At 60.5% G+C, this 18454-nt stretch carries 13 protein-coding genes; 1 reads left to right on the top strand and 12 read right to left on the bottom strand.

The annotated features are described in order from the left end of the window. Window positions 1-89 precede the first annotated feature (89 nt). The 5 genes from ACZ5B4_RS05150 to ACZ5B4_RS05130 form a co-directional block, all read right to left on the bottom strand. Complete coding sequence (locus ACZ5B4_RS05150; protein WP_464913363.1) at window positions 90-1349, bottom strand: hypothetical protein; 1260 nt, start codon at window positions 1347-1349, stop codon at window positions 90-92. A 517-nt stretch (window positions 1350-1866) separates the two neighbouring features. Next, entirely contained in the window at window positions 1867-3624 is a 1758-nt protein-coding gene (locus ACZ5B4_RS05145; protein WP_464913362.1) for a hypothetical protein, read from the bottom strand. 26 nt (window positions 3625-3650) lie between these two features. Then, window positions 3651-4367 carry a hypothetical protein gene (locus ACZ5B4_RS05140; protein WP_464913361.1) on the bottom strand — a complete coding sequence of 239 codons (717 nt, stop codon included), beginning with the start codon at window positions 4365-4367 and terminating at the stop codon, window positions 3651-3653. A gap of 23 nt (window positions 4368-4390) precedes the next feature. Next, entirely contained in the window at window positions 4391-10810 is a 6420-nt protein-coding gene (locus tag ACZ5B4_RS05135) for a hypothetical protein (protein ID WP_464913360.1), read from the bottom strand. Between the two features lie 391 nt (window positions 10811-11201). Next, on the bottom strand, window positions 11202-12101 hold the full coding sequence (locus tag ACZ5B4_RS05130) for a hypothetical protein (RefSeq protein ID WP_464913359.1): 900 nt from the start codon (window positions 12099-12101) through the stop codon (window positions 11202-11204). A gap of 318 nt (window positions 12102-12419) precedes the next feature. Between ACZ5B4_RS05130 and ACZ5B4_RS05125 the strand changes: the two genes are divergently transcribed. Beyond that, complete coding sequence (locus ACZ5B4_RS05125; RefSeq protein WP_464913358.1) at window positions 12420-12752, top strand: HTH domain-containing protein; 333 nt, start codon at window positions 12420-12422, stop codon at window positions 12750-12752. 227 nt (window positions 12753-12979) lie between these two features. On the opposite strand, the gene ACZ5B4_RS05120 is transcribed toward ACZ5B4_RS05125, so the two are convergent. From ACZ5B4_RS05120 to ACZ5B4_RS05090, 7 genes are all read right to left on the bottom strand, one after another. Next, window positions 12980-13975 (bottom strand): sodium:calcium antiporter, encoded by a 996-nt coding sequence (locus ACZ5B4_RS05120; protein WP_464913357.1) that lies wholly within the window; start codon window positions 13973-13975, stop codon window positions 12980-12982. A gap of 134 nt (window positions 13976-14109) precedes the next feature. Beyond that, complete coding sequence (locus tag ACZ5B4_RS05115) at window positions 14110-14583, bottom strand: thioredoxin family protein (RefSeq protein ID WP_464913356.1); 474 nt, start codon at window positions 14581-14583, stop codon at window positions 14110-14112. A gap of 3 nt (window positions 14584-14586) precedes the next feature. Further along, a complete protein-coding gene (locus ACZ5B4_RS05110; RefSeq protein ID WP_464913355.1) occupies window positions 14587-14808 on the bottom strand; it encodes a hypothetical protein in 222 nt (73 codons plus the stop codon). A 15-nt stretch (window positions 14809-14823) separates the two neighbouring features. Beyond that, complete coding sequence (locus tag ACZ5B4_RS05105; protein WP_464913354.1) at window positions 14824-16938, bottom strand: heavy metal translocating P-type ATPase; 2115 nt, start codon at window positions 16936-16938, stop codon at window positions 14824-14826. A gap of 452 nt (window positions 16939-17390) precedes the next feature. Next, window positions 17391-17771, bottom strand: coding sequence for a heavy-metal-associated domain-containing protein (locus tag ACZ5B4_RS05100; RefSeq protein ID WP_464913353.1), 381 nt, complete (start codon window positions 17769-17771; stop codon window positions 17391-17393). A gap of 33 nt (window positions 17772-17804) precedes the next feature. Then, on the bottom strand, window positions 17805-18041 hold the full coding sequence (locus tag ACZ5B4_RS05095; protein ID WP_464913352.1) for a hypothetical protein: 237 nt from the start codon (window positions 18039-18041) through the stop codon (window positions 17805-17807). Window positions 18042-18048: 7 nt separating this feature from the next. Continuing rightward, the gene (locus tag ACZ5B4_RS05090) at window positions 18049-18423 is read right to left on the bottom strand and encodes an RND transporter (protein ID WP_464913351.1); all 375 of its coding nucleotides are present in this window, start codon (window positions 18421-18423) and stop codon (window positions 18049-18051) included. Window positions 18424-18454 lie beyond the last annotated feature (31 nt).

Below are 18454 nucleotides of genomic sequence, written 5' to 3'. Positions count from 1 at the left end.
GTGACCGTTGACGCCGGATGAGAGGCCATCCCGACTGCGCGCGAGACCACTATCGTCCCTTGTCAGTGGGAAGCAGCGCGATCAGCGAATCAAGGTATGTCAATATATATGCTGCTGAACTCGACGCCGCTCCCCCAGTGGGACTGCACATGAAGGCGGTTAGCCGCGCCGATCCCCGGCGGCGTGCCTTCGTATACCTTCGTGTAGTCCACGCTGCCGTGCCTTCGGACACTCACCGTGAGGACCGAGCCGGTCCACTGAACCTTCATTTGGTAACTGTCTCCCAACGCACCAAAGAAGCTGTACGAATCCTGCAGGATATTGTAGCAATCCTGCCAGGTCCCTGGAACCCGCACTTTGGTACTGCTGTCCGCGACAGACAGATCAAACATTTCGTTATAACGTAGGAAAGGAAGATTGTATTCCACGCCCGGAAGCAGCCGGGTCAACTCCTCGGCGACGTACGAAACGCCCCCGTAATCCAGTTTCACTTTGTCGTGATTGGGGCCCTGCCAAACTGATGGGTTGTTAAATGTCCCAAGGCCGCCCACTCGGTCAACTAGGCGTTTGATGTCGATGATCGCGACTTCCTTGCGCGGGTCCGAGGCAGGGTCCGTGACGAGCGGCCCAATCTTGACGCCGCTATTGGCGACGAAACTGAGCTTGCGCTGATCTCCGTTCGGCGTGAACTCATCTGCGTTGGTGTCCGGCTGCACGAAGCGGCCATCGAGCTTCACATCGAAGGTCAAAGTGAACGCGCCTTCAATCTCCACTCGCGTATAGGCGTCCCCCTTGTTGTACGCATTGTAGTCTTTGCCCGTCCACTCGCGCTGCGGCCCCACCGCGCCTTCCACTGGCACTGGGGTCTTGAACTGTGCCGCGTCAATCGTCCATTCGTTGGGGATTACCCAGTCGGTGAAGTGCGTGGAGTTATCCTGGACCTTAAGCACGACCGTATCACGCCCAACTTCCTGGTCATTGGAGTCCCAGAGCACGACATGTATCTTATCCAATCCGGAGGGAAAGCCCGTCGGCCCGCTTCCAATCGCCTCAACCCAATAGCTCACCACCTGCGTGCCAGTCTGGGCAGGGTGCAGAGTTGTGGTTGGTTCGTGCACTAGCTGTCCGTTCTCTTCCCTATACACTTTGAGATTGGGAGTGTAGTGAATCGACCACTGGCGGCCAGTGGCGATTCCCTCCACGTACACACTGCCGGGGAACGGGTCGCTGGTGGTCCCAGCCGGAATCATCCACTCGTACTGGTTGTATCCTGTACCTTGGACGGTCGCGCCGTCCGGAAGGTTCCGCAATTGGTCGCCCCAAATGCGCAGACCGTCGCTGGCCGTCAACCGCAGCGCGCAGCCGTCGAGGCCTTCGTACGTCTCAAGATCGAAGTCGTCGTTACCACATGCGACTTATTATTACTTCAACAACAGAGTAGAGGATGACGATGGCTGGAATTAGATTCGCGAGTGCAATGAGACAATACAACAAATAATAGGGAAACCGGGTGCGAATTGCTGTGATGCCAGCAGCCGTCGCACCTCCAAAGCCGACGAACATGGTTACGCAAAATGCCAGGAAGAACCTAACACCTGATGGGTCGTAAGGATACCACTCTACGCCGCCAAATGCCTCCAGCCCCATCCAATTCGTCGTTGCGATAAGTACGAAAGGCGACAAACACGCGCCCCATGCCACAAGCCAAGTAGGGACTACCCGTTTGCTCTCGCGTTTCATGAATCTATCCTTTACGGAAACATTTGTTTCTCGATGCCTAGATCAGCGGCTCTGTACGGTCTGACCGGACGGGAAACTATACGTGTGTACGTATCGGCCGCCCTCCAGGCATGTTACGCCACGGATCTACCGGCTCACTCGCGCCTTGAATTGGTCAAGAATCGTCTGAATCACCAGCGGGTGCTCGTCGATCGTGCCGTGATCGACTCCCAATGGACTGCGATCATACTCTAGATCCGACGGCTGTGGGTCCTGTATTGGTGCGCCCCGCAGCCAAGAATTGGTCTGATACTGATTCAGGAAAAACGTCGCTCCTGGCGGGCGGCGAGTTTCCGGATGTACGTCGCTGTAACGGTTGTTCGTGACAGCATCCAGGTAGGACGCAAACAGGAGTTCATAATCCCCACGAAGCGTACTTCCATCGCTTGCCTCGTAGTTGTTGGCTAGGCGCCATGCAACGTGGTAGACAGTTCCTCCACCGTGACTGTACCCCAACAAAGTGACCTGAGTTACCCCGCGGTGGTTGACAGCGCGCACAATCTCGTCGTGTGCTGGGCCACGTCCCCATTCGTCTGCCTCATCTGCCCCCCACCAATCGTGGCCATCGTCCCATACCTGCACGTCGTAACCGTCCAGAAGGAGCTCGATTACCAGGTTGTTCAGGCCGGGCGACGCTGCTGGGTCGCCGGCCGTCTGATGCTCCCCAACGAAGGCGGCGGCCAGGCTCTCGAACGGCCTGAGTGTCATATACTGCGTCCAAGCGCGATACTCCTCGCCGGTGGCATCGTCGAGCCAAACCTCGGCAATCACGGTAGCAGTGCTGTCACTGTAGCTGGTCCATTCCACCCAGAGGGTCTCATCAGTCGTAAGCACCAAGCCGTCCCCCGTAGCGTCCAAGGGAGAACCACCTTTGGTGCGCGTACTCCAAAACCTGACATCGGGTGAATTGCACTTGAGAAAGTAGGTGACCCCCGAAGCAGGATAAACATCTACATCAATCCGAACCAGGTCGTTTTCCTCAGAAACCGCCTCGGTAATAAACCAATCCCGGGAAGGTCCACCGTTGTCATGGTCCCCGTTTCGTCTGATGCCTACACCGTTTTGTTTCCACTTGTTCATTGGGATAGGCATGGGCGCAATGTGGTGTGTTTGGGGTGTGTACGGTGTCAGCACCACACCGAAGGTGGAACACCGCACACTGTCGACGTCGATTACAGTGTATATTGGGTTGCCGCCGGGGATTTCCGGAGGATTCGGCTTCGCCACACTCCACATCAATGTGTCGGTCAAGGCACTTCCAGTAACCCCCTCAACATAGATACTCGCCGGGCACATCAGCAAGCCGCTGGACACGAACCAGCGGTAAACGACTTTTTCCTGGCCCGCTTCTACGATCGTGACCACCTCGTCTGGGCCAAACACAGGATCGTCGACGATTGGTGTCTTTGTCTGGTCGAGCCAATAGCTCAGACCAATACCTGCAGTAACTTTGAGCTCGAACGCAAAACCATCCATCCCAGACAGATCCTCGAAGCCGCGATCAAGGACCACCTGGAATAGATCGTCGTCCGCAAAGGGGGCCCACTCGCCACCCTCCGGGTAGCTGTAATCGTCGTTCTCTAGATAGTCTTGAATGCCGTTTTCGTTGTCATCATCACTGTTCACAACGAGCAGCTCCCCCGGATAGTCCGGTACATTCTCGATCTGTTCTTCCCGGTCGCTGCGGTCGATCGTGCCGGTGTTGTCGCTGTCGGTGTCAATGTCCACCGAGGGGATGATGGTCAGCACCGAGGTGCGGTGATCCGGGACACCGTCGGCCGGGTCGTCGTTGGGATCATCGTTATCCGGTAGCGGCGTCCACAGGCCGGTGTTGGCCGGGCGCATGAGTACCGGCTCCTGCTATCGTGAAGTCAAGTCGCCCCTCGATCCCGGCGCCGTAAATGTAATGCGTGCCGTACAGTTCCGAGGAACCCGTGGGCCGAAAGGCGGTGGCCCAGGAAGATGAACGCCGCCACGAGGAAGCCGATGGTCAGCCCCACCGCGCCACCGATCAGGCCCAGGGACGCGCTATTCGGCCCATCAACCAAGTCAATGATGGCCACCAATTGGTCAATTTGCGCGGGCGTAACCTCCATTTCTTCGACAAACCATGCGTGCTTTCCCACCGAATAACGTGCCCAAAGCTCATACCGGCCTGGGGGAAGGTCCCCTTCCTTGCCAGCAATGCCGTAGTATTGAAGCTCGATATGATAGCTCAGCTCTTGCCCGGGCGCCAATGTGCGTACGCTCGCTCGGGTCGCAGCGGGAGGAGTGAGTTCGACCGTGAAGGGAACCTCCTTCCCGTCCTTGGTCAGAACAATGTGCAGATTTCCTACAGGGTGGCCCGCCTGGTTGCCGTCAAAATACCGAAACGGACTGTCCGACATGTTTCTCAGCACAGCCTCGATGACCATACGATCCGCTTTCACTACTGGAATAACGGGGACCATGTCCAAATCAACACGGTCCCAAGCCATCGCCGTGGAGGCTTCGCTCGTTTCGGCAGCAATAAGGGGAGACGCCGCGCAAAGTGCGACTGTGATGATTCCCGATAAGGCCAGTGTATGTCGAGTAATCGAGCGGTTCATGCTATAGGCGTCCGGATTAGACACTATCGTTCGACCGATTCCTTACTGGTTAGGTCTATTTGCCTCCGCGTCGGGTTGCTGAAGTGGATACCCGACGTGTTCTGGGCCGTTTGATGGTGATACATCAGGTATCTCCCATCGTCTGCGTCGTCCTGCACTCCGTTCTCGTTTGGATCAGGCAGGTGTTCGCCCCCGTTGAATCCGTTGGCATTGTGTGTGTCGATGATCATGTGCGTGAGTTCGTGGGCAGCCACATAGGCACGGTGGCTCGTGACGTTGAACCCTTGATTCGTGGCAAAATCGTGCGCCGAGTCCACCACAACAAAGGCACCGTAACTGCCGGCAAAGCCTCCCGTACTTCCCGCCATCGAATCAGCGAACGCGAGATAGACAAACTCTGTCAGCATATTCGGCTGGCCATTCGTGCGATGGCGGTGTGCGTTGGCCCAGGATTCAGCCTGTGCGTAGGAGCTGAAGTCCCGGTGGCTTGCCGTGGGCTCGTCGATAACATAGTAGAGGTCTATCCCGGCGCCTTCCGTCAGGTCGCCAAAGCCCGCTGAGACGGTGTTCATGGTGCTTCGAATACCTGCCTCCGTCGGCATGTGCTCCACCCCTTCCATTATGTCCACCTCCACCAGAAGTTCCTTCCGGGAAGTGCTCAACCGCCTGTGCCCCCCGGCATGGCTGTTGCCGCCATCGAGTATGAAGCCCCGATACTCCTGGAACTCGGTCAAGCTGTCCCCCGTGGTCTTGTGGGCCGGAAGATCCGTGCCCCCGTCCGTGTTGCTGGCATCTGGATCGGGCATTTCCCAGTCGTAATCGCGACGGACAAAGGTCAGATCATATACGTCGTGGCTGTAACCATATTGAGTGTTCCATTCGGCGATCTGCTGGCGCTCCCAGCGGTCGGCGAGGCCGTCCTGGTCCGTGTCCGTAGGCACATCAAGCGTCCAGGTGAAGACCGCTACGCCATTCTTGATCAGGCTCGCCACCACCGTTGCCGAGCCGCCGTAATCCTTGCAGTAGAAATCGGCGAACGTGTTGGTAGCGGCCATGGTGCCGAGGGCCGCGCGGCTGTTTGCGGTGAGGGCAAAGGAGTAATCGTCATTCCGGACCGGACCCGTGACCATGTACGCGGTCTTGTTCTCGGCGTAGCCTGGGAGACTCGTGGTGTTCGTTATCCGGAAAGAGACGGCATCGATCCCTTGACCGCTGCCGACTCCAGCGGCGATGAGCTTCATGTGCTGCCCCCCATAGCTGGTCGTGTTGAAGGTCTTGTTGAACGTGAGCTTGTCCGTCGTGCCCTCGTAACCCGGCAAGTAGTAATCTACGCCGTCCACCGCATCGAACAGGGCGCCGTTGTTGTTCACATCCAGATCGACGTACACGACCATAACCTTGACCGTATCCATGGGGATAAAGCCCATCGGACCGCTAGGCCCGTCCATATCCGTCAGGAGGGTCACCGTGGTGACGCCTGGGTTGATCCCTTCCAGATAGAACTGAACCACGCGGTTGCCACTGCTGAGCCCCAGGTCGCTGGCCGTGTACTCGACATTGGGCGCAACATAGTCTCCTCCGGTGGCCGCGTCGAGCTTGTTGCGTTGCACACTTGCGTCTTTCTTCCAGATACGAAGATTGCCCGGTGCTGCTATGTAGAGGTCGCCGCTTTGGGTAACACTAGCCGGATCAGAGGCTCCATAGGCAAACTTGAACCTAGCCAACCCTAGGTCGATCTGGGGAAACAGATCGAGCACGAGGCTGGCGAGCGCCCCGCAGTTGACGTCGTCGTTGCTGCCCAACACGCCGTCGCGATCATATCCGTCGGCGAAGTCCGGAATGCGATCGTGGTCTGCATCGTCACGGAGGGCAGCTCGAATGATCTTCCCCGGCTCGCCCGGCGCGTCTTCCACTTGATCCTCGTGCAGGCTACGCTCGAGAGAATTGTTGTTGTCGGAATCCGCATCCAAATCCGCGCCGGTGATCGTGAGCACGACGCTGTCGCTGTAGACCGTGTTGCCGCTTACGTCCCTGAGCGCCCAGGAAACCTGGCCGCGCCCCATGTTAAGCCCTTCCACATACACGGTCAATGGGTAGTTGGGCATGCCGGACTCGAACGTCCATTTGTAGTGCCGCAGACGCACTTCGCTCGCGCTGAGCGGAAGCTGGTTCTTCGATTGGTCCTGCCACAGGCTGAGATTGCTTGTGCATTCGAGATGCAGTTCAAAGCCAGCCATACTGCTCGCATCGGGCAAACAGACCTCCAGCACGATGGGATGGAGGTCGTCGTCCGGGCTGTTCATCGGTTCATCGGCCCAGTCCGGAGCGCCGTTGTTATTATCGTCATCCGCGTTGATCAAGATGACGTTGCCTGTGTAAGCCGGCGAGGCCTCTATGTAGTCCTCCCCGTCGCTGCGGTCGATGACGCCGGTGTTGTCGCTGTCGGTGTCGATGTCGACCGAGGGCATGATGGTCAGCACCGAGGTGCGGTGATCGTGGACGGCGTCGGCCGGGTCGTCGCCGGGATCATCATCGTCGGGCAGCGGCGTCCACAGGCCGGTGTTGGCCGGGCGCATGAGTACCGGCTCCTGCGACTCGTTCTCCCGGAATTCGAAGGTCTCGGCGATACCCGAGTGGGGATGCACGGCCACGATGAAGTTGTCCCCATAGCGGGCGTCCTCGATGGCCAGATAGGCCTTCTGGATCGAGTCGCTGGTAGGCGAGGGGCCCGCGGTCGTGAACGCAAGCGTGAACGCTGGCAGGCCGCCGCCGGTCGCCGCCAGCGAAGCGGCGTTGTCCCGCAGACCATCCCCGGGATTGGCCGGCGGTTCCGCCGGGACGTTGGCCACCGTGTTGTCCGGATCATACCAAGCCAGATGCACCGTCCCCAGCATCCCCTCGGGCACCGGCGCACCGAGCTGCACTTTGACGCGAACCACGTTGTGGTCGATCGGCTGCTGAATGACCGGGTGCTGCCGGTAGTCGGGATAGACCAGATGGCCGTCCTCGCCGGACGTGAGTTTCGCCAGGCCGACCGACGTGCCGTAGTCCTCGATCTCCACTTCCCGCGACCAGGCCACCGGCTCCCACTCTACCAGGCTCAGATAGGTCACCGCGATCCGTGGCTGGGTGGTGGACGGTCCAGTTTCATGCAGACCTACAACGGCCGTGTTGAGCGTTTCGAAGTAGATGTTCTGGCCGCCGAAAGTGACAACGGGATTGATCGCCACAACGCCGGTGCTGCCGGGCGTGCCGTAGGCCCAACGCTCGCGGCTGGAATCGACCGTCATCGAGGCGAAGCCCCAGTCGGCCGCGGTCACGAGACCGTCGAACGTCGTTTGCGGCAGCCAGCGGTAGTCGTTGCACTGCCAGAGCAAGGCCCAATCCTCGCCGGAATCCTCCGGGGCGTCCCAGGCCGTTTCGCCCCAGGCCTGCTCCTCGACCGTGTAACCCTCCACGGCCACTACATGGACCAACACGGTCCAGGCGACCGGCAGGCCATCGGCATCCTTGCCCACGACCGTGACGGCGGTCAGGCCGGCGGAGGTGGAGCCCTGCGGGACGGAGATCGTCAGGCTGCCGCCCTCCAGCGAGGCCTCCACCAGGGCATCCGGCCCCGCCGGTGCTCGCAGCGTATGGCCCGAGCCGGCCCCGCTCGGCACACTCACCGTCACCGACTGATCGCCGCTTTGATCCATGTCGTACAGATCCAGGACCACCACCCCGGGCATCTCCGTCTTGTCGGGCCGCGGGCCGCCGGGTGGCGGCGTCGTCAAGTTGGCCAGTTCCTCGATGGCGTCCTCCAGAGCCTGGTTTAGCCGATCGCGGTCGCGCCAGGCTCCCCACTCGGCGAATACCACGTTCTGGGGCAACTCGGGGGACCCGTTGCCGTGGATGGCGTTGGGCTCCCGGTAGCTGGTCAGCCCCACCGCCTGCGCCGCGATGGGAGCCTCCGGAAGCGTGGCGAACGGGGCCAACTGCGGGCCGAGATCGTGGGCGGCAGCCAGCGGTGAAGGTGAGATGAGTCCCCCGCTGGGTAGCCGACCGATGGTGCTGTTGGCCGAAGTATCACTGGTACGACCGATGGGAACGTCGGTCTCGAAACCATACAGGCCGCCGCCGCAGCCGCACCCGCAACCTTCTCCCAGGCCGCCGTTGAGCTTGCCTGTCTGCGTGGGATAGACATAATCGAAGGCATAGGGTGAGGTATAGGTCGGCCAGCGGAAGCCGATGTAGTCAACCCACTCGTCATAAGAACTTCCGCAACCGCAACCACTGGCAGCGCCGGTTACATGGTTGTCGATTCCACCGCTGAGGGAATAATCATCGGTAGCCGAATCGTAGGACTCCGACCAGCTTCCGGTCCAGGAATAGTTGTCGCTTTCCGAACTGCCTTCTCCACACCCGCAGCCGCAACCGGAGCTTGAGTAACTGGTGGCCTTCGAACCGCCGCCACCCCCGCACCCCGACTGTTCGTAGGAGGTAAAGCGGTCCGTCCAGAGGGTGGACCAGGCCGAGTCGGAGAATGCGTGACGTTTCGTCAACTGGTTTTCCCAAGAACTGTTCTCCGACCAGGAGGCATGCTCGCTATACGAGTAGCCGCACCCGCTGTAGCTGTAATCGTCCTGGTAGTTATGTACATGAGAGCCGCTGGTAGTTTTCGTTGTCTCGGCATCGGCATCGTAATCGACCCCATCGTAATGCCAATCAACGCTGCGCGTTTGCTCCAGATGAACGTCGCCCGACTCATCGAGGGTGATCGTGCCGTAGCCGCCGGCATACGAAGTGGCGCCCGTCTGACCGTCGTAGTCGAAGTCCTTGGTGAGAGTCTGGTTTCCGTGGCCGGCCATGTCGAAGGCGATTTGGCCGTTTGCGGTGATGATGAAGCCGATCGAATGGTTATTTGTTTCAACAAGAGACTCGCTGTAGTTCTTCACGCCCTGAAGCGTGGCCAACCCTTGCCTGACATCGAACTGGTAGTTACCCGATCCTTCGATGGTGTGATCGGCATAGAACAGACCACCACCTTCCCCGGAGACGCTAGTGAATTGCCAGGCGGTCGAAGACGTACCCTGCGGTTTGGCTTCGCTGAAGGTCAAGCTGTAGAGCCACGTGTCATCACTGCTTTCGGTCTCTGTTCCGGAAAGCGTGGTGCCTCCTATAGGCGCGCCGGTCCAATCGCGCTGGCGCTGGTGGTCCACGTGCCATGTTTCCTGGATCGTCCCTGCACCGCTGCCCGAGACGGCCCACCCGGCGCTGTCCCAAATGCCCGGAGAGGGAATGCCGCCGTCGCACCCGCAGCCGCTCGACAAACTGGTGGGACCGTCGTAGATCGTTCTCGGGGCAACACTCTCGTGGCTTGCAGGTTTGGAGTAAACGAGATTGCGACTCGTTTCAAATTCCTCGGCACGAGAATAGTTGATCGTTCCATCGTACGCCGGAGAGCCTCCTCCACAACCGCAGCCACAACCACAGCCGCAGGACGCTTCAGGGGTGTAGGTGCCACATCCCGTGGAGCTGTCATCGATCGATTCACAGCCCGTCCCGCTGTAGGTGTAGTCCCAGCGGCTGTTGACCCGATCGAATTCTTCCTCGATCGTGAGTGTTCGCGCGAAGGAGCGATCCAGCGTCCGATTGGAGGATCCTTCCATCTGCTGACCGTCGTAAGTGATGTTTTCGGTTCCGGAGGTCGTTTCGCGGGCAGAGTAGTCATTCCAGAACCGCTCGATGCCGCTGCCGTCGGCGAGTTGCCAGACCTCCACCCGATCCAGGTAATAATCCTCATGGTCCAGGGTCGACTCCTCTGGTACGACGGCCCATCGCTCCCTGCGCGAAGTGGACCACCCGTCGGTCTCGTCGAATTCAATGGTCCGCTCGGTGACGCCCGGCTCGCAGCCCGAGGACGCCTGTTGGGGAGTGTCGGTCCAGCGGCGCGTGGTCATCTCCCTTGAGGCGGACTCGTCCAGCCATCCCGATTCGTGTCGCCAGAAATGGGCGGCACCGGAGCCGCACCCGCAGCCACATCCGCAGCCCGTGGTCTCCTGTACCAAGGTGAACGATATTCCGGTCTCTTGGCGGAAGCTGCTTTGATCGCTGTCTTCCCGCTGGAAGGTCACTTGACCATAACCGCAGCCACTATCTCCGAATCCGGCATAGAAATCCTCGATCTGGCCGGAAGCGCTGCTGGCGTTATCCAGCCTCAGAAGAGCCCGCTCGATGGCCGTGCCTGCCAGGATGCCCGGCTGGTTGGGATCCTCCCAGACAAAAGCGTCCCACCGGTACCAGTAGAGGCCGTCGCGCTGGGTAATCTGGCCCGACATGGGCCCCTGCGTGTACTGGCCGCTAGACGTGTCGCTGTAGTAAATCCATTCCGTATTGTATAGCACCGGAGTTACATCGGTTACCTGCCACATGCGGTCTGCGGGTTCGTAGTCGGTGATCACCGCATGGCCGCCCCCGATCCGCCCGAATTCCACGATCGAGCCGTCGATGCTCCAGCTCTGATAGTCGGCCCCGCTGCCTCTACTCCCGCTGGACCGGATACCTGGAGCGTCCGGATTGGCAACTGGTCTGGGCCGCGCTGGCCGAAGCCGCGGGCGACCTGGTCGAGGTTCATACCAGCGGCCATATCTACTTCGAGGATATTCGGGAACTGGTCACCGCCCTGAACGCGAAGCTCGTCATCCCGGTCCACACATTTCAACCGGACCGGTTTCGCATGGTGGCTCGACACGTGCGTCTGCTTTGCGACGGAGAGACAATCGTACTCTGACCTCTTGCCGGCGGCGGTGGTATTGATGCGACGAGCGGTGGTATTGATGCGACGAAAGGTTATCAAAACCGGAGCGAGTGCGGCGTGTCGGCGACCAGGAGTTTGCAGCCGTCATCACCGCACGCGATCAACCCGGCAGCGACATTGCCGATCTCTCCCATCAACGGCCCCCATGCGCCCTCTGCGGTTCGGATGCGACTTCGCTCCTCGCGCGAGCATCCCCCGATGACTAGCAGTGGCCATTCCAACAGGTCGGCTGGCCCGTCAAGAGGTACTCCTGCGAGTCTCGCTCCCAATCCGAGCGCATGCTTCAGCGCGACAACCGTGCGGTAGGCATCCAGAATCTCATCGCGATTTTGCACGAGGCGACGGCAATACGCCGCGAGCTGGTTGAGAACTTCTGGGCGATCGGCAGTTTGAAAGAGGCGGCCGTCCTCGACCCGCTTTACTTCCACGAAGACAAGTTTCTGCAAGTCTGTGTCAAAGTAGCAGAGATCGACTTTGTCACGGCTCTCCCCTGACTCGGCGAACGTAATTTCCTGATCCAGGGTGAGGTTCTCCGATCGCGTGGCGATCCGGTGTACGAGCCGTCCTTCCGGGAAGTCCGACAGCACTTGGTCCATTGTGGATTTGTAACGATCGAGCACATCCGGTTCTCCCGAGCCGAGAGGCAGCGGTTCCACTCCGCCAGTGAATCGAAGGCCTACTGCACTATCCCCGCGCACCATCAAATAGTCGGAGCGGCCGCACCGGGAGACCGGAATGAACTTCCGATGGATCTGGGCTTCCAGATATCCACCGTTCGCCCGCAATCCCTTCAGTAACGCGCCTCCACGGTAGTAGACCGTCAGGTGCTCATCGCGGATTTCGGGCAGCAGTTCCCGATCCGCAATGATGTTCTGCCATAGCCGGCTCGCATTCAGCGCAGCGACCGTTTCACTGGATAGGCGTCGACTCAGCACGGATCGGCCCCTGGACAGCAGTGTTGGAGTGGTGACGTCCTACTTGGGCCACCATACAGACGGCGCGTGCCAACAGTGGGTCGGTTGCTGCTCAGTACGTGACCGAAATTCTCTGTCGGACGTTCTTGCGCTCTCCGCACGCTGTAACCGGGCGCGCCAAAGTCCGACAACCATCATCACTTCGCTTCATGACTCGCGGATGGCTGTCTCGGATGCAGGTGCCAGCAGTTGGGCACTCGAATGACCCACTGGTGTCGTTGCGCTCTGTTACAGTTCCGGTGAATCAACACCGACAGGGCTTCATCTACGTGCGATGGAATGGCGAAGAGGAAGAGAACCGACGCCGAGCGAAGAGCTCGCCAAGCTGAACGCCTTAGCCGTCTGCTCCGGGTGCTCCGGCTGATTATGGGGCCCGGGCGCTGGGATTCAGACGCCTTGGCTCGCGAACTGGAGTGCTCTCGTCGCACAATCCATCGCGACCTTCAGACACTTTCCATGGCGGGAGTTCCTTGGCGGTACGACGAGCGATGCAGGGCCTATCGAGTTCAGCCGGGGTTCAAGTTCCCGGCTTGGAGCTGCCGAGAGCCGCTGAAAGCGGCGGCCGGGAAGCGGATTACAGTGAACTCCTGGCAGCAGCCAAGAAAATCCTGAGCGACGGCGAGCAGTTCGTCGGCTCACTACGCCACTTCTGTTTCTTGCTGGAGAGCAACATTCAGCAACAAGCGCCGACTGGTGGAACCTTCAGAGCGTCGAAGCGAAGTACAGCCGAATAATCGCTATCGCACGCGGCAAACCATCGTACAGGTCGGAATCTCTGTCACGGCAAAGCTTCACGTCCGGTGAATGCAATTCTTCGCGATGGCCTTCATCGGGGCAACTCACATCACTCCAAACAACACTGCGACAGGGATGTAGAGCACATACACGACCAGGAGGCAGATCACCTGCCAGCGTTTGAGACCCGGCTCCGTTTTCCCACGGTAAATGAACGCTCCGTAGAGCGCCGGCAGAAGGGCCAGGAAGATCAGATTGATCCAGTACAGCCGGAAATTCTCGATCTTTAGCGTCGTCAAGGCCAACGGCAGGACGGCGATGGTCATGGTCACGGCGTAGTCACCGATGACGCCCGTCACGGCGGAGGTTACCTGACCGCTCCGGCTAATACTCCAAGCGGCGAAGATTTCCGGAAGTGCAGCAACGGGAGCAGTGATGAACAGCCCGCCCACGATCTTGGAGATTCCCATTGCCGAGACGATCTTCTCCGTCGAAAAGACAGTGAAGTAGGCACCGATCGCCAGTGCAGCGAGACCGGCCAAGGCCAGTCCGATCTCGCGCTTCGACCAGTCCACCGACTCCCCGGATTGCCGTCCCCGCAGCAATGCCTGGCCGAGATACACAAGGTAAACGGCCAGCATGATCCAGCCGTCGATCGGTTGCAGTCCACGCCATGCAGCGGGAAGGGTCAGCAGGGCGAAGACGGCCAGAATGCCCAGATAAGGAAAGGCTTGCACGGTCGCCGCCTGCGGCTCGACCTGGAGCAGATGCTCCCGGAGATGCCGGTCGTGGTCGGCGTGTTCACCGCCAAGCTGTTGTTTGCGTGTCGCCACATAGGCGACGGCCACAAGCAGCGGGAGCGCGATGATGTTCGCGCCGATCATCGCTCCCAGGCCGATGTCCGAAACGCCCCGGATCGCGCTGGTGATATTGATGCCGACCTCGGGACTGGCCGTGGCGAGTCCGATCAGCGCCCCGCCGGCCGTCACCGAAATGCCCCACTGTCGGCGGAGTTTCTTGAGCGGATCGCCGAGGTGTTCGGCCCCCCAATGCGCCGCCCAAACCGCCAAGAGCAGAACGCCGAACCAGAGCCATGCCATAGTAAATACTCCCGTTTGGTCAAAGCCCTGTTGCTTGAGAACTTGCTTAAGACGGCTGACCGCCTCCTGCTGTGGAACTTCGATTGATTCATCAGATTGCAAGGTTTGTGATCGTGAGCCGCTGGGGCGGGCCGCTATCTCCCCTTTGCGGACTGCTCCTCTTGTGAAAGTGCCCGCTCCAGCAGACGCACCAATTCACCTTTTGTTCGGTGCCCGTTAATTCGCTCGACGAGTTCCCCGTCTCGAAAGAGCAGCAGAGCCGGGACTACTTCGACTTCGTATTTCGCGGTCGTGAACGGGTTGTCCTCGATGTTCAACTGGCCGATCGTGAGCCGTCCGGCGTACTGCTCCGCCAGTTCGCGGATGACCGGCTTCATCTCCAGGCACGGCTGGCACCAGGCCGCCCAGAAATCGACCAGCACCGGCTGAGGGCTGTCGAGCACTTCGCGACCGAAGTTTTCATCGGTCAGCATGAGAACTCGCCGGTTCTGCTTGCCACCGACGCGCGGCGCGTCCGGCTCGGGATCACCATTGCAGCCCGTCAGGAGCGACGCGATGGCGATCAGAAAGGAAAGCCAGCCGAACATTTTCAGTTTCACCCGGTCCATACGTCACCTGGCCCAGAGTTTTGCGCGGGCGATTTCAATTGCCATACCGGTGATGACGAGAGCGACGATCCAATGCCACGCGCTCGGTTGCCGAATCGCCAGAACCGCCAGGAAGCCGACCAGGAATGCGAGCAGGAGAGCATTGATCGGTCCATAGACCAGAGCCGTTTTCCAGTTGAACCGGATGCGTCGCTTGCACTTTGGGCTTTGCGCTCTGCGAGACATGTTGTGTTCCCTTTCTCAGGCCCTCAGCATCCGCAGGCCATTCCCGATCACCAGAAACTCGCTGATCTCATGTCCGAGCACGGCGATCGGCAGCGAAAACCACCCGGCCACGGCCCCGACGACCAGCACGCCGATCACCAGTGCGGACAGCGCGAGGTTCTGCCGAACGATGCGTTGGTTGCGGCGGGCCAGCCCGAGCGCATAGACCAGCTTCTCCAAATCGTCGGCCATCAGGGCTACGTCCGCCGTTTCCAGGGCGACATCTGTCCCGGCGGCCCCCATCGCCACGCCGACGGTGGCTTCGGCCAGTGCCGGAGCATCATTGACGCCGTCTCCGACCATTGCGACATGGCCGAGGCTCTGGGCAAGTTCCCGCACCTTCGCGACCTTGTCCTCCGGCTTCAGGTTGGCATAGTAGTCGTCTATGCCGGCCTCGCGGGCGATCGCCTGGGCCGTGCGCTCGTTATCACCGGTAAGCATTACCACCTTCTCGACGCCGGCCCGGTGCAGATTCTCAATCGCTTGGCGGGCGTTCGGGCGGATGTTGTCGCGGATGGCGAACAGCCCCCACACGGCGCGATCGTCTCCGATGAGCACGACGGTCTGGCCGTCGGCCTGGAGACGGGTGATTGGCTCCCGAAGCGGTTCAAGGTCGATTCCGAGTTGATCCTCGAACAGGCCCGGCTTGCCGATGTACAGCAGCGTTCCGTTGACGGTCGCCGAAGCCCCCGCGCCAGTCAGAGACCGGAACTCGCCGATCTCGGCGGGGGCAATCTTCTCTGCCTCAACATAGTTTTGGATGGCGCGCGCCAGGGGATGCTGGCTCAGTCGCTCGATCCCCGCCGCGGCTGCCAGAATGTGCTGCCGGGACGGCACTTGACCATCCTGCTCGGAGAGGACGACCTCCGTCACCTCCGGCTCGCCGCGGGTGATCGTGCCGGTTTTATCCAGGGCCACGACTCTGATCCGCGATAACTGTTCGACGTATACGCCTCCCTTGATGAGCACTCCTTTGCGTGCCCCCGTGCCCAGTGAGGCGACGAGCGTCACCGGGATCGAGATGACCAGGGCGCAGGGAGCCGCCGCGACGATGAACACCGTGGCGCGGATCAACCATTCCGTCCAGGAGGCGGCAAAGGCCAATGCGGGCACCACCGCCAGCAGGATACCTGTCAGCAGCACGGCGGGGCTGTACCAGGAACCGAAGCGTTCAATGAACCGCTGACTTTGCCCTTTACGTTCCTGGGCCTCCTCGACCATTTGGATGATGCGGGAAATTGTGTTCTCGGCGAACGCCTTGGTCGCCCGCACTTCCAGTGATCCCTCACCATTAATGCTGCCAGCGTAGGCCGAGTCTCCGATGTCCTTTTCGACCGGCACGCTCTCGCCGGTGACCGGGGCCTGATTGACGCTGGACCGTCCGGCAATCACCTCGCCGTCAGTCGGCAGGGACTGCCCCGGCCTGACGAGGAACACGTCGCCGACCCGCAGCTCCTCAACGGGAATCTCTACCTCGCGTCCCTCGCGGCGTACAAGGGCCATCTTTGGCGTCAGGTCCATCAGCGCCCGAATGGCTGAGCGGGTTTTCGCCTCCGTGTAGCCCTCCAGCGCTTCGCTGATCGAGTACAAGAACACGAGCATGGCGGCCTCCGCCGTCTCACCCAGCGCGAACGCTGCGATGGCGGCCACGCTCATCAACAGCTCGATGCCGACCCGGCGCTCAAAGAGAAGTTCCTCAACCGCCTCTCGCCCGAAGTAGTAACCGCCGATGAAGACCGAGAGCAGATAGATCGCAAACGGCACCGCTGCAGGAATCTCCAGCCACGAGAGCGACCATCCAATCAGCAGCAGGAGGCCGGAGGCGGCCGACGCCAGCACCTTGGGGTTTTTCCACAAGGGAGCCGGTCCGATCCGCTCCGCTTCCCGCGCCACGGGAAAGCCGAGGGCGCTCAGCCGCGATTCCAAGTCCGCAGCCGAGGTTCGGGCCTCATCCAGCGCGAGCCGCACCCGGCATGCCGCAGGAGAGACTTGCAGCACTTCCACGCCGGGCACATCCTGAAGTGAGCGACGGAGCCGCGACGCATCGTGCTCGCAATCCAGATTGGCGATACGCAGGTCAAGTTGCCTCACATGACTATCCTCCCAATAGTTCCTATTCCCATCAGACGGCGCTCACGCCGCTCGTTTCGGTCGGCGTCCGCTCTTGAGTATGATCCCATGTTCGCGGGCAATCTTCAGGAGCGTTGCGATCGAAACGGGGACTAAAGCGAATTCTCGCGCCCCTCTTGCGCCATGTTGGCGGATCACATCCGCCAGCGTCTTTCTGGTTTCCGACTCGAAAGTCGGGGGCCGTCCGCGCTTTGCTCTGCCGTTAGCCATCCCTGGCCTCCTCTCGTTCCGGACCAAGCCACGGAAGGCTTCGACCGTAACCCGTGGCTTGGGGTATCCCAGGTAGTCTCTAACAAATCGGCCTATCCATCATCAGCACCTGCGGGGCATCCGACGGAACCGGCATTATCAAAATTGCCGGGGGAGCGAGCGACAGCCTGCTCTCCCGGCGTTTCCCTCAACACCAGTCTCCGTCAGGCCGATGGTTTCGAGGTAAACGTCCCTTTTGGCCCGACGAGTTTCGTGGGCTGCTTGCCGACTTCCTCCACCGCCTCCCACAATGCGCGGGGCGACAGGTCGGCGCCTCGCTTGGGCGTCACGACGGCAGTTCCGGCCTTGTTGTCGGTCTTGACCGAGGCAACTCCTGAGACCTTCTCCAGAGCGTCGGCCACCTTTTTGGCGCAGCTCGGGCAGTCGATCTTGGGGACAGTGAGTGTCGTCAGGGTCGGTTCGGCCGCCTGTGCGACGCCCACCAGCATCAAGGCGACCACGGGATCGCGAGCAGCCAAGCGAACTTCTTGCTCGTCATCATCAGACTCCTTTCTGATAGCATTGAAGTAGTGAACTGGAAACATATTTCTCGTGTCGTTCGGTATTCCGCGTGCCGGTCACCTCCTTGCGCCGATTTCACTCGGCCTCTGCGTGCTCGGCCCTCGGACGCGCCGAGCACTGGGAAACTCGTCCAGGGAGTTGAACGCACTCGCTTCCAATACCGTGGGCGAGTGCCGCGCCGGACAACCGCACATGCAGCCGGACTGCATCAGCAGCAGCAGCACGCCCACGCCGAGTCTTGGCAGCCTCCGTCCCCACCAGCGGGATGTGACCGAATCGGATTCATCGGTCATGCGCAACTCATTCCTCCGGCTTCGGCGGCTTCTGGCCGAACTTGGCCTGAAATTGTGCCGCGAACTTCTCCTCCAGTTCGGGATGGCAGATGAAGCAGTGCGATTCCGGCCGGCCGTGCTCCTCGCACCAGTCCCCCTTTTGCTGGAACTCCGCGGCAACTTTGCTGTTGCAACGCGCACACACTCCCTCCGGCACGCCATGTTCGGTACACCACCAGCCGCCGTGATCCACTGCGGCGACGGTCTGCACATCTGCGGCCTCGGTTGCCTGACTCTCCGTTTGGGCAGGCTCCGTTCCGCTCTGTCCGCAGCCGCTGACCACCAGGGCCGCGATCGCGAGAGCCGGGAGCGGCAGGCGCCGCATCCATGATCCCATTCTCATTCTTCTTCTCCTTCGGGCGTGATGCCCTTCT

It is taken from the genome of Thermogutta hypogea, from assembly GCF_055386265.1.
Note: the sequence above shows the minus strand (reverse complement) of the source record. Positions and strands in the feature narration are given on the sequence as shown.

What these genes read in the sequence shown, in the direction of transcription:
- ACZ5B4_RS05120 (WP_464913357.1), bottom strand. Translation starts at nt 13,975, where the DNA reads ATGGCATGGCTCTGGTTCGGCGTTCTGCTCTTGGCGGTTTGGGCGGCG.
- ACZ5B4_RS05095 (WP_464913352.1), bottom strand. Translation starts at nt 18,041, where the DNA reads ATGACCGATGAATCCGATTCGGTCACATCCCGCTGGTGGGGACGGAGG.
- ACZ5B4_RS05100 (WP_464913353.1), bottom strand. Translation starts at nt 17,771, where the DNA reads ATGTTTCCAGTTCACTACTTCAATGCTATCAGAAAGGAGTCTGATGAT.
- ACZ5B4_RS05090 (WP_464913351.1), bottom strand. Translation starts at nt 18,423, where the DNA reads ATGAGAATGGGATCATGGATGCGGCGCCTGCCGCTCCCGGCTCTCGCG.
- ACZ5B4_RS05145 (WP_464913362.1), bottom strand. Translation starts at nt 3,624, where the DNA reads ATGCGCCCGGCCAACACCGGCCTGTGGACGCCGCTACCGGATAACGAT.
- ACZ5B4_RS05125 (WP_464913358.1), top strand. Translation starts at nt 12,420, where the DNA reads ATGGCGAAGAGGAAGAGAACCGACGCCGAGCGAAGAGCTCGCCAAGCT.
- ACZ5B4_RS05140 (WP_464913361.1), bottom strand. Translation starts at nt 4,367, where the DNA reads ATGAACCGCTCGATTACTCGACATACACTGGCCTTATCGGGAATCATC.
- ACZ5B4_RS05115 (WP_464913356.1), bottom strand. Translation starts at nt 14,583, where the DNA reads ATGGACCGGGTGAAACTGAAAATGTTCGGCTGGCTTTCCTTTCTGATC.
- ACZ5B4_RS05110 (WP_464913355.1), bottom strand. Translation starts at nt 14,808, where the DNA reads ATGTCTCGCAGAGCGCAAAGCCCAAAGTGCAAGCGACGCATCCGGTTC.